Annotated in this window: 18 protein-coding genes; all 18 read right to left on the reverse strand. The window is 60.4% G+C overall.

Annotated features, from left to right (window positions below):
* Positions 1 to 156: 156 nt before the first annotated feature.
* Positions 157 to 1,158, reverse strand: coding sequence for an ADP-ribosylglycohydrolase family protein (locus tag ACDZ94_RS00780; RefSeq protein WP_221295473.1), 1,002 nt, complete (start codon positions 1,156 to 1,158; stop codon positions 157 to 159).
* Positions 1,155 to 1,868, reverse strand: a complete 714-nt coding sequence (locus tag ACDZ94_RS00785) for a GntR family transcriptional regulator (protein WP_064453747.1) — start codon at positions 1,866 to 1,868, stop codon at positions 1,155 to 1,157. Before ACDZ94_RS00785 ends, ACDZ94_RS00780 begins: the two co-directional genes overlap by 4 nt.
* 70 nt (positions 1,869 to 1,938) lie before the next feature.
* Positions 1,939 to 2,499 carry a DUF1285 domain-containing protein gene (locus tag ACDZ94_RS00790; protein WP_432750941.1) on the reverse strand — a complete coding sequence of 187 codons (561 nt, stop codon included), beginning with the start codon at positions 2,497 to 2,499 and terminating at the stop codon, positions 1,939 to 1,941.
* A gap of 26 nt (positions 2,500 to 2,525) precedes the next feature.
* Positions 2,526 to 3,131: a DUF4823 domain-containing protein gene (locus ACDZ94_RS00795; protein ID WP_128588377.1), complete on the reverse strand. Its 606-nt coding sequence runs from the start codon at positions 3,129 to 3,131 to the stop codon at positions 2,526 to 2,528.
* A gap of 129 nt (positions 3,132 to 3,260) precedes the next feature.
* The gene (locus ACDZ94_RS00800; protein ID WP_259763519.1) at positions 3,261 to 4,229 is read right to left on the reverse strand and encodes a GTP 3',8-cyclase MoaA; all 969 of its coding nucleotides are present in this window, start codon (positions 4,227 to 4,229) and stop codon (positions 3,261 to 3,263) included.
* 139 nt (positions 4,230 to 4,368) lie between these two features.
* Positions 4,369 to 5,037 carry a TetR/AcrR family transcriptional regulator gene (locus ACDZ94_RS00805; protein ID WP_064453750.1) on the reverse strand — a complete coding sequence of 223 codons (669 nt, stop codon included), beginning with the start codon at positions 5,035 to 5,037 and terminating at the stop codon, positions 4,369 to 4,371.
* 445 nt (positions 5,038 to 5,482) lie between these two features.
* Complete coding sequence (locus ACDZ94_RS00810; protein ID WP_432750942.1) at positions 5,483 to 6,268, reverse strand: TatD family hydrolase; 786 nt, start codon at positions 6,266 to 6,268, stop codon at positions 5,483 to 5,485.
* A 77-nt stretch (positions 6,269 to 6,345) separates the two neighbouring features.
* Positions 6,346 to 7,335 carry a DNA polymerase III subunit delta' gene (locus ACDZ94_RS00815; RefSeq protein ID WP_221295478.1) on the reverse strand — a complete coding sequence of 330 codons (990 nt, stop codon included), beginning with the start codon at positions 7,333 to 7,335 and terminating at the stop codon, positions 6,346 to 6,348.
* Positions 7,328 to 7,960: a dTMP kinase gene (tmk, locus tag ACDZ94_RS00820; RefSeq protein ID WP_432750943.1), complete on the reverse strand. Its 633-nt coding sequence runs from the start codon at positions 7,958 to 7,960 to the stop codon at positions 7,328 to 7,330. The genes ACDZ94_RS00815 and tmk overlap by 8 nt, the downstream gene beginning before the upstream one ends.
* A gap of 19 nt (positions 7,961 to 7,979) precedes the next feature.
* Positions 7,980 to 9,182 (reverse strand): endolytic transglycosylase MltG, encoded by a 1,203-nt coding sequence (gene mltG, locus ACDZ94_RS00825; protein WP_064453754.1) that lies wholly within the window; start codon positions 9,180 to 9,182, stop codon positions 7,980 to 7,982.
* Position 9,183: 1 nt separating this feature from the next.
* On the reverse strand, positions 9,184 to 9,999 hold the full coding sequence (gene pabC / locus ACDZ94_RS00830) for an aminodeoxychorismate lyase (RefSeq protein WP_432750944.1): 816 nt from the start codon (positions 9,997 to 9,999) through the stop codon (positions 9,184 to 9,186).
* Positions 9,999 to 11,243, reverse strand: coding sequence for a beta-ketoacyl-ACP synthase II (fabF, locus tag ACDZ94_RS00835; RefSeq protein WP_053257561.1), 1,245 nt, complete (start codon positions 11,241 to 11,243; stop codon positions 9,999 to 10,001). The genes pabC and fabF overlap by 1 nt, the downstream gene beginning before the upstream one ends.
* 128 nt (positions 11,244 to 11,371) lie before the next feature.
* A complete protein-coding gene (gene acpP / locus ACDZ94_RS00840; RefSeq protein WP_010566559.1) occupies positions 11,372 to 11,608 on the reverse strand; it encodes an acyl carrier protein in 237 nt (78 codons plus the stop codon).
* A gap of 192 nt (positions 11,609 to 11,800) precedes the next feature.
* On the reverse strand, positions 11,801 to 12,544 hold the full coding sequence (gene fabG, locus ACDZ94_RS00845) for a 3-oxoacyl-ACP reductase FabG (protein ID WP_010566560.1): 744 nt from the start codon (positions 12,542 to 12,544) through the stop codon (positions 11,801 to 11,803).
* 24 nt (positions 12,545 to 12,568) lie between these two features.
* Complete coding sequence (gene fabD, locus ACDZ94_RS00850) at positions 12,569 to 13,507, reverse strand: ACP S-malonyltransferase (RefSeq protein WP_064453756.1); 939 nt, start codon at positions 13,505 to 13,507, stop codon at positions 12,569 to 12,571.
* A gap of 126 nt (positions 13,508 to 13,633) precedes the next feature.
* Positions 13,634 to 14,644: a phosphate acyltransferase PlsX gene (plsX, locus tag ACDZ94_RS00855; protein WP_259746552.1), complete on the reverse strand. Its 1,011-nt coding sequence runs from the start codon at positions 14,642 to 14,644 to the stop codon at positions 13,634 to 13,636.
* A gap of 4 nt (positions 14,645 to 14,648) precedes the next feature.
* Positions 14,649 to 14,831, reverse strand: a complete 183-nt coding sequence (gene rpmF / locus ACDZ94_RS00860; protein WP_008152339.1) for a 50S ribosomal protein L32 — start codon at positions 14,829 to 14,831, stop codon at positions 14,649 to 14,651.
* Positions 14,832 to 14,844: 13 nt separating this feature from the next.
* A complete protein-coding gene (locus ACDZ94_RS00865; protein WP_032886799.1) occupies positions 14,845 to 15,375 on the reverse strand; it encodes a YceD family protein in 531 nt (176 codons plus the stop codon).
* Position 15,376: the final 1 nt, after the last annotated feature.

Below are 15,376 nucleotides of genomic sequence, written 5' to 3' on the forward strand. Positions count from 1 at the left end.
GGCAGATACTCAAAGCTTTAACCGGTCGTCCTGACTCACCTACGATTTAATGTGGGAGCTGGCTTGCCTGCGATAGCGACCTTCCAGTTGGTGCATCAGTGACTGACAGGTCGCTATCGCGGGCAAGCCCGCTCCCATGGTTTTGAGCTGCGGTACTTAGCGCAGATCAAGCAGCCCCTGGACCAACGGCTGCAAATCCAGGCCATTGACGGCCTTGACCTGTTCGATCATTTCTTCAGGCCAGCACTGCATCCCCAGGCACGCGCCCAACATGGCGCCGAGAATCGCGGCGATGGTGTCGGTGTCGCCGCCGAGGCTGGCGGCCAGGCACAGGGCCTCTAAGGCATTCATCGCGCCCACCGCCACTTGCTGTGCGAGGGCAAACGACACCACTACCGACTCCTGGGACGCGACGGAGGTACCGATCAGTTCGTACAGCAGGTCGGCAAACAGGGCTTTGTCGCCGCTGCCGACGCTCAAGGTCCGCGCCCAACTGATGCGGGTGGCGATGCGTCCGCCGGCAATCCAGTGACCATGGCCTTCCGCCTGCTGGGCGATTTGGGTGCCGATGTTCAGCGCCTCTCCCAGATCCACACCGTTGATACCCGCCGAGACCACCGCCGCAACGGCCGCCGCGCTGGAAATGCCCAGACTGGTGTTGTGAGTGACTTGGCACGCCTGAATCACCGCCTGGATAAACTGCGCCGGATCGCTGACATCCGCGGCAATCCCCACAGGCGTGATGCGCATGGCAGCGCCATTGGTGGTGCCATAGCGCCCGGACTCCTCCGGGGTGTGGCCAGCGAGGATCATGTCGATTGCGCGCTTGGTCGATGGCCCGAGCAAATCCTGCGAGCCCTTGGCGCGCATCACGGCTTCCCAATCGATCAGGCGCTGGGCGAGCACGGTCGGTTCGATCTTGCCTTGGCCTTCCACCAGCAACTCGCCTACCAGGATCGCCTGTTCTGTGTCATCGGTGATGGAGCCGGCCGGCATGTTCGGCGCGATGGGTTGGTCGGCGTCGGCGTCTTCCAGGGCGGTGATGGCACCGAAACGCTGTTGCACCTGCTCTCGGCTCAGGGACTGGGTGGGCATACCCAGGGCGTCGCCCAAGGCCAGACCGTAGAAGGCGCCAAGGGCGCGATTTTCCGAGGTCATTTTGAAGCTCCAAACTGCAGGTGCAGGCGAAAGTGCAGAGGGTCGAGCAGACTTTCGACGTACTCCATGAAGCGCTCACGGCGGTCGTAGGTGGTGCGCGAAGCCTTGAGAAACACGGTGCCGGCTGGGCGACCAAGCAACTCGGCGTCTTCATCGCTGAGGGGCTCGGCGCCGATCCATTGGTCACCTTCGGCGCCGACATAACCGTAAGCGGCCAGGGTAATGGTCAGGGAGTCGTCGATCAGGCCGACACGGGGCAAGCCTTCCAGGCCACCGGCGGCAGGCATCAGCGAGCGCTCAAGGGACACAGCAGTGCCGTCCGTGGTGCGCCGACGGCGGTCGAGGGCGATGAATTGGTCACTGCCGAATCGGCTGAGCAGGTCGGGACGGGTCACCGCCTCCAAACGCAGGATGTCAGTGATGACCCGTGCGCCGGTATCAGCCAGGGCCTGGGCCCAGCCGCTGCGTTGGTCGAGCACCATGCCGTCGAAGGTGACAATGGAGCCGACGCCGCTCTGGGTGGCGATGTAGTTGCGCCGCTTGAGCTCAGCCAAGGCTTCGCGCAGGGTGCCACGGCTGACCGCAAACTCTTCGGCCAACTGATGCTCGCCCGGCAGCAGGAAACCGTCGGCCATTACTCCGCCCTCGATACGGCGGATGAGCTCGTCGACGACGCGTTTTTTCTTATCAAATCGGACATGTCTAATCATGTACAAATTGATAACCGAAAGCGTCCACCTGCAGCAAGCGAATTATTTCAGAAAGATGAAAAAACCGGCCTCAAGGCTCAAGGCCAATGCGGAAAAACTCCCCGCCGCTCCATACGCCAAGCCAGTTCTGACCGTTGATCGGACGGCTCACCGCCAACTCGACCAATTGGTAGAACGCGTTGCGGTGCACGAGGGCTTCGAGGTTGGTGCGCACCCGCAGATAAGGCGCGGGCTCTTGGGTGACCGGGTCGATCACCACCCGCAACGGGTGTTCAAGCCCGGCTTCGACCTGTTCATCGACATTGGTGGTAAAGCGCAATACCTGGCTTTCGCCCTGCCCTTCGACTTCAAGGGTTAGCGCGACAAACGGCGCATCATCGACGGTGATGCCGACCATTTCCACCGGGGTCACCAGGAAATACTCATCGCCATCGCGGCGGATGATGTTGGAAAACAACTTGACCATCGGCTTACGCCCAATGGGCGTGCCCTGATAGAACCAGGTGCCGTCGCGAGCGATGCGCATGTCGATAGCGCCGCAGAAATCCGGGTTCCACAGATGCACCGGTGCCGGCCCCTTGCCCTTGGGCAGTTGAGCCAACAGATCATTGGCCTTGGCGGAATCGGTCATGGGCTCTCCCTTATCTACGTGCTGGGTTACTGATCACTCATGCCCAGCAGGCCTCGGGCGTACTTCGCCAGAGGGCGGGCAATCAGATCTTCTGGCTTGTTGTCGTGGAACGTCAGTAAACCGCCACGACTGCGAATGCGTGCAGTATCAATCAAATACTGGGTGCTGGTCTCGATCAACATGATCTGGATGACGCCGCTGTCGAGTCCCACGCGGTCCAATGCCTGCTGATCGGTCCACTCATCGGCATTGCCGATACGGTCATCGGCTGCCGCAAAACGGCAATACAGCAGGTAATGTGCACCCGCTCCACGGGCTTCGGCCATGGCCTGTTCCAGGCCTTCAGGCTTGCGGGCGCGGCGCACCATGGGGAAATATTCGACGAAGCCGTTAAAGGCTTCTTCGGCCACCACGTTAGGACGCGGGTAGGCACTGCCCGGCGGTACGAAAGCACCTTGGGCGATAAAGACAAAGGAGTCCGGCTGTATGCGAACTGACGCGGTACGGCGGGTATCACTGTGGTCCAGCAACCCGGCGTCGCTCATCTGATAGCGGGTGCCTTCGGCCATATCGCTGACGGTCATGCAACCACTCAGCGTCAACGACGCCAGCAACAAAACCAGACTACGCATCCCAATCCTCCAAAAGCCGGTGACGGAAAACCGGCGAATGGGCACAAGATGCAGAATCCGCGCCATTCAAGAACAACACACAACAAATGTGCGAGCGGGCCCGCTCCCACAGGGTTCAGCCAGTTTTGGCTAGCCGCCGATGATCTTCATGATCGTCGCACCACCGGAGAAGGCCACTTCCTGTTTATCGCCCAACGCCTTCACCAACAAGCCTTGCAAGGCCGGCAACGCCTGGTGACGCGGTTTGTCCAGCAGGTCGCCGATGTAGTGACGGTTGCTCGACGACAGGCAGCCATGCAACCAGCCGGTGGATGACAGCCGCAGGCGCGAACAGGTACGGCAAAACGGCACGCTTTCGTTGGCGATCACGCCAAAAAAACCCTTGCCTGGCACTTCGTAGCGCACCGCGGTGGCGTCCACCGGCGCATTGGCTTGCAGGTATTCGTGGTGTTCGCCGATCAGGCTGAGCAATTGCTGCAGGCTGACGAATTGTTGCAGGAACGCATTGGAGTCCTTGGCCAGGTGGCCCATGCGCATCAGTTCGATAAAACGCAGCTCGTAGCCGCGTTCCAGGCAGTAGTCGAGCAGCGGCATCACCTGGTCGAGATTCTGCCCGCGCAACGGCACCATATTGACTTTGATTTTGATCCCGGCAGCGCGGGCCTGGTCCATACCGTCCAGCACGGTGGCCAAGTCACCGCCACGGGCGATGCTGCGGAAAGCGTCGGCGTCCAAAGTGTCGAGGGACACGTTGATGCGGCGAATACCGGCGTCCACCAGCAGTGGCAATTTGCGGGCGAGCAGTTGGCCGTTGGTGGTCAGGCTGATATCACTGAGCCCCATCCCGCCCACCGCGCCCATGAAGGCTTCCAGCTTGGGGCTGACCAGCGGCTCGCCGCCGGTGATGCGCAGGCGCTCGATGCCCGCCGCTTCGATCAGATAAGCCACGCCACGGGCCATGGCCTCGGCCGAGAGTTCGTCCTGGGCAGCCACCAACCGCTTGCCGTTAGGCACACAGTAGGTACATGCGTAATTGCAGGCTGAGGTCAGGCTGATCCGCAAATTGCGAAACCGCCTGCCTTGACGATCAACGATCATGGATCACTCCGGCAGAGGATTGTACGGGCGAGCTAAAAGCTGACTTATAAATCAACTTTTAGCAAGGTCCTTGCCTGAGTATATTCCTGGGGTACTGCAACTGGCAGTAATTCATTGCGCCATCACTGTCGGGAATAGCTTAAGTAGCAGAGGTGTCGGCACTCTTCGGCTCAGCGCCTGGCAGTTCAGCGCTGTGCTTGCGCTTGTTGCCCATGCGCACGCCGATATCCATCAGGAACTGGAAGAAACCTTCCTGATCTTCCAGCACATTGCTCCAGAACGGCGAGTGGTACAGCGCAACCGCGCCGTGCACCAACGCCCAGGCGGCGCAGTAGTGGAAATAAGGCGGCACATCTTCAAGCTTGCCTTCGCTGATGCGGCCCTTGATCAGCAAGGTCAGGCGTTCGAAGTTCGAGGCGCGGATCTTGTGCAGTTCCTCGACCATTTCCGGCACCTGATGGCCTTTGACCACCTTCTCTTCCAGCCGGTCGAACAGGCGGTAGCGCTGCGGATCACGCATGCGGAACTCGAAGTAGGCACGGGACAGGGCTTCCTTGTCCTTGTCCACGTCAGCCGAATGCAGCAGTTCGTTCAAGTCGCGCTCATAGTCGAGCATCAGGCGCAGGTAAATCTCGGCCTTGGATTTGAAGTGCTTGTAGATCGTGCCTTTGCCGATACCCACGGCATCCGCAATCATCTCGACGGTGACACTGTCTTCACCTTGTTCAAGGAATAACTTGAGTGCGGTGTCGAGAATTTCCTGCTCACGGCGGCGAAACTCACGGACCTTACGGGGTTCTTTGTGCATGAGGAAGAGGTCTGCAAAGGTCGAAATAGGGAGGGTTGCGCAGGGCCATGAATACGTGGCGATACGATTTACCCGGTGCGAGGGATTATCCCGACTGAACGGTCGTTGGGCAACGTCTATGTGAACCCGCGACGCACTTTACTTTCAGCACGCCAACGATTTGCTTGATATCAGTCAGAAATAATACGCAACAACTACCCCTGTGCACCTGCGCAATGAGAACTCAAGCGAAGCGCGCGTATTCCAAATCTGTTTAAAAAACGATCAGATGTGACTGGACTGAATCCGATACTGATCAATACTTGAACTGTCGACGTGGCATCTCCCCCAAGTGACGCGTCGACCTGGGTACCGACGGACTGCGTGCCCTTGTTTTACTCCTAATGGTCTTAGCCCGGATTCACCCCCCAGAACCCGGGTTTTTTTTGCCTGCGATTTGCCTGCTTTACCCGGCGACATGGGCCAGCGGGAACAACCGCTTGAAGTTCTCGGTGGTCTGCTCGGCAAAGCGCTCGTACGACTCACCCCGCAGCATTGCCAGGTAATCCGCCACGTCGCGCACATATTCCGGCAGGTTCGGCTTGCCGCGATGGGGGATCGGCGCCAGGTACGGCGAGTCGGTTTCCACCAGCAGGCGGTCGGCAGGCACCTGGCGCGCAACGTCGCGCAAGGCGTCGGCATTGCGGAAGGTGACGATACCGGACAGGGAAATGTAGAAGCCCAGGTCCAGGGCGGCCTTGGCCATGTCCCAGTCTTCGGTGAAACAGTGCAGCACGCCGGCCTGGGGCAACGCCGCTTCGCGCAGCAGGGTCAGCGTGTCGGCGCGGGCGCCGCGGGTGTGGACGATCACCGGCTTGTCGGTTTGCTGCGCGGCGTGCAGGTGCAGGCGAAACGAGGCCTGCTGCAACTCGGCGGCCTCCGGCTCGTAGTGATAGTCCAGGCCGGTTTCGCCAATGGCCACCACACGGGGGTGGTTGAGTTCGCCCAATAGCCAATCGAGGGCCGGCGCTTCACCGGGCTTGAGGTCCAGCGGGTGGATGCCTACCGAGCAATCGACATCGGCATACCGATCGGCCAGTGCTTTGACATCGGCAGCGTTTTCGGCGCTCACGCCGATGCACAAGAAGTGCCCTACTCCGCGCTGGCGCGCTGCCTCAAGGGCGGCATCGAGGGAGCCGCCGTGCTGGGCAAGGTCGAGGCGATCAAGGTGGCAATGGGAATCTACGAGCATAGGAAGTTACGACTTGAGTCCGGAAAGTTGAGTCACGGAAAGTATGCGGCCAACGATACACCCGTCGGCCACTGAAATTAACGGCGGCCGAGCAGGCCGACCCACTGCACCAGCAGCGCTTCAAGCAACAGCACGCGGTTGAGGTTGGCTTTGCCGAGAACCTTCTGGCGCTGGGCCAGAATCCAGTCCTGAATATTCAGCACCTTGTCTTGCGCGCTTTTCTGCGCGAGGTACTGCACCACCTTGCGCATATCCGGCAGGCCCAAGCCGCTTTCATCCTGGGTCAACTGGTAGCGCAGGATCAGGCTCGACCAGTCGCAGAACCAGTCGAACAGCAACAACAAGGGAATGTCTTTCCAGGCGCCTTCGGCCAGTTGCGTCGCGGACTGCTCTTGCTTGAGCAGCTTTTTGACGCCCTCCACCACCAGCGCGCGCTGCTCGCGCACGCCTTGGGCTTGCAGCTTCACGGCAGCCAGCGGTGAACCGGCGGCCAGGGTCAGCAGCTCGACCCGTTCGTCCTGCGAACACTCAGGCAGCGCCTGGGCCAGCCACTGCAAGCTCAGGGCTTCGCTTGGCAAAGGGCAGGCCTGTTGAACACAGCGGCTGCGAATGGTCGGCAACAAGCGGCTGGACTGATGGCTCACCAGCAACAGCACCGTATCACCCGAGGGTTCTTCCAGGCTCTTGAGCAAGGCGTTGGCGGCGTTGATGTTCATCGCTTCCACCGGCTCGATCAGGACCACCTTGCGCCCGCCCATCTGCGCGGTCTGCACCACAAAGCTGACCAGGTCACGCACCTGGTCGACCTTGATCGCCTTGTCGGCTTCCTCGGGTTCCAGCAAATAGTTATCGGGGTGGCTTCCGGCCTTAAGCAACAGGCAGGATTTGCACTCGCCGCAGGCTTCCAGATTGACCGGGCGCTGGCACAGCAGGCTGGCCATGAGCCGCTCGGCCAATGCGCGCTTGCCGATACCGATCGGCCCGTGCAGCAAATAGGCGTGGGCATGCTGCGCGCGGCCAGCCAATTGTTGCCAGAGACTGTCCTGCCACGGATAGGCTTCAGCCACGGGCGCGCTCCAGGAGTTTGGGTAGCAGAGCGTCAATGGCGTGTTGTACCTGAGCCAGCGGCTGGGCCGCGTCCAGCAGGGAGTAACGCGCCGGCTCAGCCTTGGCGAGCGTGAGGAATGCAGAGCGCACGGCTTCGAAGAACGCATGCCCTTCCAGCTCGAAGCGGTCCAGGCGACCGCGGGCACTGGCACGCGCCATACCGACTTCCACCGGCAGATCGAACAGCAGGGTCAGGTCGGGGCGCAAATCGCCCTGGACGAAGGTTTCCAGTGCAGCGATGCGCCCCAGGGACAAGCCACGGCCACCGCCCTGGTAGGCATAGGTGGAATCGGTAAAACGATCGCAAATCACCACGGCGCCGCGCGCGAGTGCCGGGCGGATCACTTCAGCCAGGTGCTGGGCACGGGCAGCAAACACCAGCAGCAGCTCGGTGTCCGGGTTCATCTGTTCTTCACCTGGAGCCAACAGCACTTCACGAATGCGTTCGGCCAACGGCGTGCCGCCGGGCTCACGGGTCAGCACCACTTCAACACCCTCGGCGCGCAAGCGCTCGGCCAGGTAATCGCGGTTGGTGCTTTTGCCGGCGCCTTCCGGGCCTTCCAGGGTAATAAACAAGCCAGTCACAGGCAGTCCTTAGTCAGAGTCATTGCGGGCTTTGCGGCGCGGCGGTGGCCGGCGCAGGCTCGGTCGGCTTTTCAACCGGCGCTTGAGTCGGCACATCGGCAGGTGGCGCCGGGTCTTCCGATGGTTTCACCACCGGCGCGTGAGTCGGCGCATCGGCCGGAGCCGCCGGGTCTTCCAATGGTTTTACCACCGGCGCCGGGCTGGAGCGATAGTCGGCCCGGCGCTTGAGCTGAAACTCACGCACGGCGGCATTATGCGCATCCAGGTCATCGGAGAAAATATGGCTGCCATCACCGCGGGCGACGAAGTACAGGCTGCTGCCCGACACCGGGTTCAGCGCTGCGTGGATCGCCTCGCGGCCGACCATCGCGATCGGCGTCGGCGGCAGGCCGGCGATCATGTAGGTGTTGTAGGGGTTGGCTTCCTTGAGATGAGCGCGGGTCAGCTTGCCGGTGTAGCGTTCGCCCAGGCCATAGATAACCGTCGGATCGGTCTGCAACAGCATGCCGATCTTCATGCGGCGCACGAATACGCCGGCGATCTGCCCGCGCTCTTCCGGTACGCCGGTCTCTTTCTCTACCAGGGAGGCCATGATCAGCGCTTGGTAAGGGTCGGTGTACGGCGCATCGGCGGCGCGCTTGCTCCACTCCTGGGCAAGGACGTCGTCGAGGCGGTTGTAGGCCTTTTTCAGGAATTCGACATCGGTCATGCCGCGCACGAAGCGATAGGTATCAGGGAAGAATCGCCCTTCAGGGAACACGCCAGCGTGGCCGAGCTTGTCCATCACTTGGCTGTCGCTCAGGCCCGACAAGGTCTGCACGATCTTTTCGTGCTTGGCCAGGGCCGACCGTACCTGACGGAAGTTCCAGCCTTCCACCAGCGTCAGGCTGTATTGCACCACTTCGCCACGCTGCCACAAACCGATCAGGCCTTCAGCGGTCAGGCCAGGCGTCATGCGGTATTCGCCGCTGTGCAGCGGCTGGCCATCGAGGTTGAAGCGCCAGTAAAGGCGTAACCAGAAAGCGCCATCAAGCACACCGTCGGCTTCAAGGCGATTGAAGGTACCCGTCGGGGTCGACCCGGCAGGCACATCGAGCAATTGTTCCTGGGTCAGATTCAGGGGCTGCTTCAAGGCAGAGTCGAGCTTCCAGGCCGAGAAGCCCAGCAGCAAGCCTGCCGAGACCAGGCCGATCTGCAGCAGTAAAACCAGTTTTCGTATCAACTCAAATATCCAATAGCGCGCGAACAATGCCCTGCAGTTTACGGGTGAGCGGCCCAACCGACCAGCTCATCGCAGCGCAACCACGCACCGGCCAAATGCCATAAACGCTGTTGCACACGAAGACTTCGTCAGCCTGCTGCAACTGCTCAAGGCTGATGTCGGCCACGGCCAACGGGATGCCCAGCGCCTGTGCCTGTGCCAGAACCTCCGCGCGCATCACCCCGGCAACGCCACAACGATTCAGATCAGCGGTTAGTAACAAGCCGTTGCGCACTAGAAACAGATTGCTGAAAACGCCCTCAATGACGCGTCCGGACATATCCAGCATTAAGCCTTCGGCATGTTCGGCATCTTGCCACTCAGCGCGGGCGATCACTTGTTCCAGACGATTAAGGTGCTTGAGACCGGCCAGCAACGGCTGCTCGGCCAAGCGAGTAGCACACGGAAACAGGCGGATGCCATCGGTTCCGTGAGCATGGGGATAGGTAGCGGGCGGACTGCCCTGCAAGATACGGCGCACCGGAGCGCCGGGATTGATGCCATACCCGCGCAGGCTGTCGCCACGGGTGAGGATCAACTTGAGTACACCGTCGCCAAGGGCGGCGGCATACGCCAACACTTCGCTGCGGATCAGCGTTTGATCCGCAACCAAGGCGAGGCGCCGGCAACCCTCAGCGAGGCGTTGCAGGTGGCGGTCGAGCAGCACTGGCTGCCCGGCCTTGACGGCAATGGTCTCGAACAGCCCGTCGCCATACGCCAGGCCGCGATCTTTCAGGGGCACGCTGTCCGCTGGCTGACCGTCGACCCAGCTGTGCATCACTCAGCGAACCGGCGGAACACCAGGGAACCGTTAGTGCCACCAAAACCGAACGAGTTGGAAATCGCCACGTCGATCGGCATCGGCTGCGCTTCATGAGGCACGAAGTTCAGGTCGCAGCCTTCGTCCGGCTCATCAAGGTTGATGGTCGGTGGTGCGACCTGGTCCTTGATCGCCATCACGCTGAAGATCGCTTCGACCGCGCCCGCCGCACCCAACAGGTGGCCGGTCATGGACTTGGTGGAACTGACCGCCAACTTGTACGCGTGCTCGCCGAACACCGACTTGATGGCTTCGGCTTCCGCCAAATCGCCGGTCGGGGTCGAGGTGCCGTGGGCGTTGATGTACTGCACCTGGTCAGGGTTGACCTTCGCATCACGCAAGGCGTTGGTGATGCAACGTGCAGCACCGGCACCGTCGGCCGGCGGCGAGGTCATGTGGTAGGCGTCGCCGCTCATACCAAAGCCAATCAGCTCGGCGTAGATCGTGGCACCACGCGCTTTGGCGTGCTCCAGCTCTTCCAGTACCAGCGCACCGGCACCGTCGGACAGTACAAAGCCGTCACGGCCCTTGTCCCACGGTCGGCTGGCCCGGGTCGGCTCATCGTTGCGAGTCGACAGCGCACGGGACGCGCCGAAGCCGCCCATGCCCAGCCCGCAGGCGGCCATTTCGGCGCCACCGGCGATCATCACGTCGGCTTCGTCATAGGCAATGTTGCGTGCGGCCATGCCGATGCAGTGCGTGCCTGTGGTGCAAGCCGTGGCGATGGCGTAGTTAGGTCCCTGTGCGCCCAAGTGGATCGACAGGAAACCGGAAATCATATTGATGATCGAGCCCGGCACGAAGAACGGTGAAATTCGACGGGGGCCGGAATCGTGCAAGGTGCGGCTGGTTTCTTCGATATTGGTCAAACCGCCAATACCCGACCCCATGGCCACGCCGATGCGCTCACGGTTGGCGTCGGTTACTTCCAGGCCGGCATTACGCACCGCCTGAAAACCGGCTGCCAGGCCGTATTGAATGAACAGGTCGAGTTTGCGGGATTCTTTGATCGAGAGATATTCCTCGACATTGAAGCCCTTTACCGAGCCGCCAAAACGGGTGGAATAGGCAGAAAGGTCCGTGTGTTCGATCAGACCAATACCACTGTGGCCAGCAAGAATGCCCTGCCAACTGCTCGGCACATCCGTACCCAGTGGCGACAACATACCCATACCGGTGACTACGACGCGTCTACGCGACACAGCACTCTCCTTTTTCTTGATGACGACACTTTGCTTCAGAGCTCACTTTGCTTCAGAGCTAAAGAAAAAACCGCACGCCGTTACAGCAGTGCGGTTTTTCCCTAACAGCAAGCGACGACTACAAACTATTACGCCTGGTGGGCAGTAACGTAGTCGATAGCAGCTTGAACGGTAGTGATTTTTTCAGCTTCTTCGTCCGGGATTTCGGTCTCGAATTCCTCTTCCAGAGCCATCACCAGCTCAACGGTGTCAAGGGAATCGGCACCCAGGTCTTCTACGAAGGAAGCAGTGTTGGTCACTTCTTCTTCTTTAACGCCCAGTTGCTCGGCGACGATTTTCTTGACGCGCTCTTCGATGGTGCTCATACCTTGTTTAACTCCTAATGGACAAATTCAGGCAGCTGGCCAGTGGGTAAGTGTATAGAAAGCCTTTTCAGCTTTTCAACTGAAAGCTTCACCCTTGTACCCGGCAGACCACCTGCCTATAAATTAAGTTGCAGCTTTATAACGGATTTTAGACAGCTCGTATGACATTTTTTTGAAGCGATCCGTCACAATTTAACTCATGTACATCCCGCCGTTCACCGGGATTGTAGCCCCAGTCACGTATGCCGCACCGTCGGATGCCAGGAAAGTGACCACATTCGCGATCTCTTGAGCCTGGCCCAGACGGCCCAGCGGAATCTGTGTCAGCAAAGCTTCACGCTGTGCTTCCGGCAGTTCACGGGTCATATCGGTGTCGATGAACCCTGGGGCTACCGAGTTGACCGTAATCGACCGCGAACCGACTTCACGTGCCAATGCACGACTGAAACCTTCCAGACCGGCTTTGGCGGCTGCGTAGTTTACTTGGCCTGCGTTGCCCATGGCACCCACTACAGAGCCAATATTGATAATTCGGCCCCAACGCGCCTTGGTCATGCCGCGCAAAACGCCCTTGGACAGGCGAAACAGACTGTTCAAGTTGGTATCGACCACGTCGTACCACTCGTCGTCTTTCATACGCATCATCAGGTTGTCGCGGGTGATACCAGCGTTGTTTACCAGAATAGCCGGCGCGCCAAATTGTGCAGTGATCTGGGCCAATACAGCAGCAACCGACTCATCACTGGTCACGTTCAGCTCAAGGCCGGTGCCCTGCACGCCGTTTTCCTTCAAGGTGGCGGCGATACGCTCGGCACCCGAAGCGGAAGTAGCGGTGCCGATCACAACAGCGCCCTGACGGCCCAGTTCGAGGGCAATCGCCTGGCCAATACCACGGCTGGCGCCGGTAACCAGTGCAACTTTACCTTGCAGACTCATGCAGGCTTCTCCTAATTTCAGGGTTCAGGCCAGCGCCGCACGAGCGGCAGCGAAGGCGTCAGGTGTATTGAGGTTGGCGGTGGATACGCCGTCGGCGCAGCGCTTGTTCAGGCCGGCCAGGACCTTGCCCGGGCCACACTCAACCAGCTCGGTGGCGCCGTTGGCAGCCAGGGTCTGGACCGACTCGACCCAACGCACTGGCTTGTAGAGCTGCTCCAGCAGGTCGCGCTTGAGGGTGTCGAGGTCGACGGCCACGGCCGCGCTGACGTTCTGCACCAGCGGGATCTGCGGCGCCTGCCAATTGATGGCGGCGATGGACTCGGCAAAACGCTCGGCGGCCGGGCGCATCAGCTCACAGTGGGACGGCACGCTCACCGGCAATGGCAAGGCGCGCTTGGCGCCACGGGCCTTGCAGCCTTCGATGGCACGCTCAACAGCCGCCTTGGCGCCGGCGATCACCACCTGGCCAGGGGAGTTGAAGTTCACTGCGCTGACTACTTCACCCTGGGCCGCCTCGCTGCAGGCCTCGATCACAACGGCGTCGTCCAGACCCAGGATAGCGGCCATGCCGCCCTGCCCGGCCGGAACGGCTTCTTGCATCAACTGACCACGACGCTCGACCAGCTTGACCGCTTCAGCGAGGGTCAGGCTACCCGCAGCCACCAAGGCGCTGTATTCGCCCAGGCTGTGACCGGCCACGTAAGCCGGGCGCGCGCCGCCTTCCGCCAGCCACAAGCGCCACAGGGCGATCGAAGCGGTCAGGATGGCCGGCTGGGTTTTATCGGTTTGATTGAGTTGCTCTTCCGGCCCCTGCTGGGTCAGTGCCCACAGGTCGTAACCCAGGGCATCGGAAGCTTCCTTGAAGGTTTCCAGGATCAGCGGATGTTGCGCGCCCAGCTCGGCCAACATGCCGAGGGACTGCGAACCCTGCCCTGGAAAGACGAATGCGAGGGATGTAGACATGTAACAAGCCCCTAATGATCTGGTCGTCAAAAATGCGCGCCCCTTCGGTGGGAGCGCACGAAACTGACAAGTTGGATGGTCTATTGAACTGGCCGGTCACATTTAAGCACTCCCAGGCCAATTCGCCTAAGGCAACAGATCCTCAAGACGGCCGCGCAAGCGTTGCGGCAGGTTTTCCTGAATCTCGATCAGCGCTCGCGCAATCGCACTCTGAAAGCCCTGCACACCGGCCGAGCCGTGGCTTTTCACCACAATGCCCTGCAGCCCGAGAAAACTCGCACCGTTGTGCCGCGCCGGCGCGAGGTCAGCCTGCAAGCGGCGCATCAACGGCAGCGCCAGGGCGCCTACCAAACGTGACGCCAGGTTCTGCTTGAACAAGGCCTCGATACGCGTGGCGATCATAGTCGCCAGGCCCTCGCTGGACTTGAGCAGGATATTGCCGACAAACCCGTCACACACCACCACATCCGCCTCGCCCCGGTACAAACCGTCACCTTCGACGAAACCGATGTAATTCAAGCCCCGAGCCCCTTGCAACAGGCTGGCAGCGAGCTTGACCTGTTGGTTGCCCTTGATGTCTTCGGTGCCGATATTCAGCAGGGCCACACGCGGACGAGCCACACCCAGCGCCTCAGCGGCCACCGAGCCCATCACAGCGAACTGGAACAGGTGCTCGGCGCTGCAATCGACGTTTGCACCCAGGTCGAGCAACTGGCAATAGCCTTTCTGCGTGGGAATCGCCGCGACCATCGCTGGCCGATCGATACCGGGCAGCGTCTTGAGCACATGCCGCGACAATGCCATCAACGCTCCGGTGTTGCCGGCACTGACACAGGCTTGCACCTTGCCATCACGCAACAACTCAAGCGCCACCCGCATTGAAGAATCAGGCTTGCCGCGAAGGGCGACCGCCGGCTTTTCATCCATGCTGATGGTTTCGCTGGCCGCTGTAACAGTCAGGCGCGCGCGATCCACCGCCGGATGGCTGGCAATCAATTCTTCAAGAAGGGAGGGTTGACCGACGAGGGTCAGGTGCAGCGAGGGCGTTGCAGACAGGCTGGCGATGCAAGCCTGAACAATGCTGCGGGGACCGAAGTCCCCGCCCATTGCGTCAATCGCGATGACTTGAGCAGACAAGTGATTACTCGTCAGCGCCCTTGTCGATCACTTTACGACCACGGTATACGCCTTCTGGCGATACGTGGTGACGCAGGTGAATTTCACCGGTGGTTTTTTCTACAGACAGAGTGCTCGCCGTCAGGGCATCGTGCGAACGACGCATGTCACGGGCGGAACGGGATTTTTTGTTCTGCTGAACAGCCATAATTGATTAACTCCTAAACGTTTGGGTCACGCTTTAACTGCGCCAATACACTGAACGGGTTGGACCGCGTTACCTCGTCCTCGCTCGGTTCGGCCTCGTCATCGAGACCCTCCGGCTGCTGGCATTCTTCCGGATGATGAGCAGGCACAATGGGCAAGGCGAGCAAAAGCTCCTCCTCGATCAGTGCATGCAGATCCAAAGGATCTTCGCCCAGTTCCAGCACGTCATAACCTTTCGGCAACGACTGGGTATTCGCACCCTCCTTCACCACGGCATAACTGCATTCGCTGTGGATCGGCAGGGTGACCAGCTCAAGACAACGCTGGCAAACCATTTTGACTTCGGTGTCGATAAAGCTGTGGATTACCACAGATTTACGTTCATCTCGTTCAAAAACAAATTTGGCCTGCACCGTACCGACAGTGTCGGAAAGCGGGTCGCAGAGTCTCTCCAAATCGGCCAGCAGCAATTCACCTTGAAGGGAAGTGCCACGATCTGCCAATTTGCGCGGGTCAACGTGAGGTGGAATCGGGTCATTCAACATA

Origin of the sequence: Pseudomonas sp. UBT (assembly GCF_050915955.1) — a bacterium.
In the GTDB taxonomy this organism is placed as follows: domain Bacteria; phylum Pseudomonadota; class Gammaproteobacteria; order Pseudomonadales; family Pseudomonadaceae; genus Aquipseudomonas; species Aquipseudomonas antarctica_A.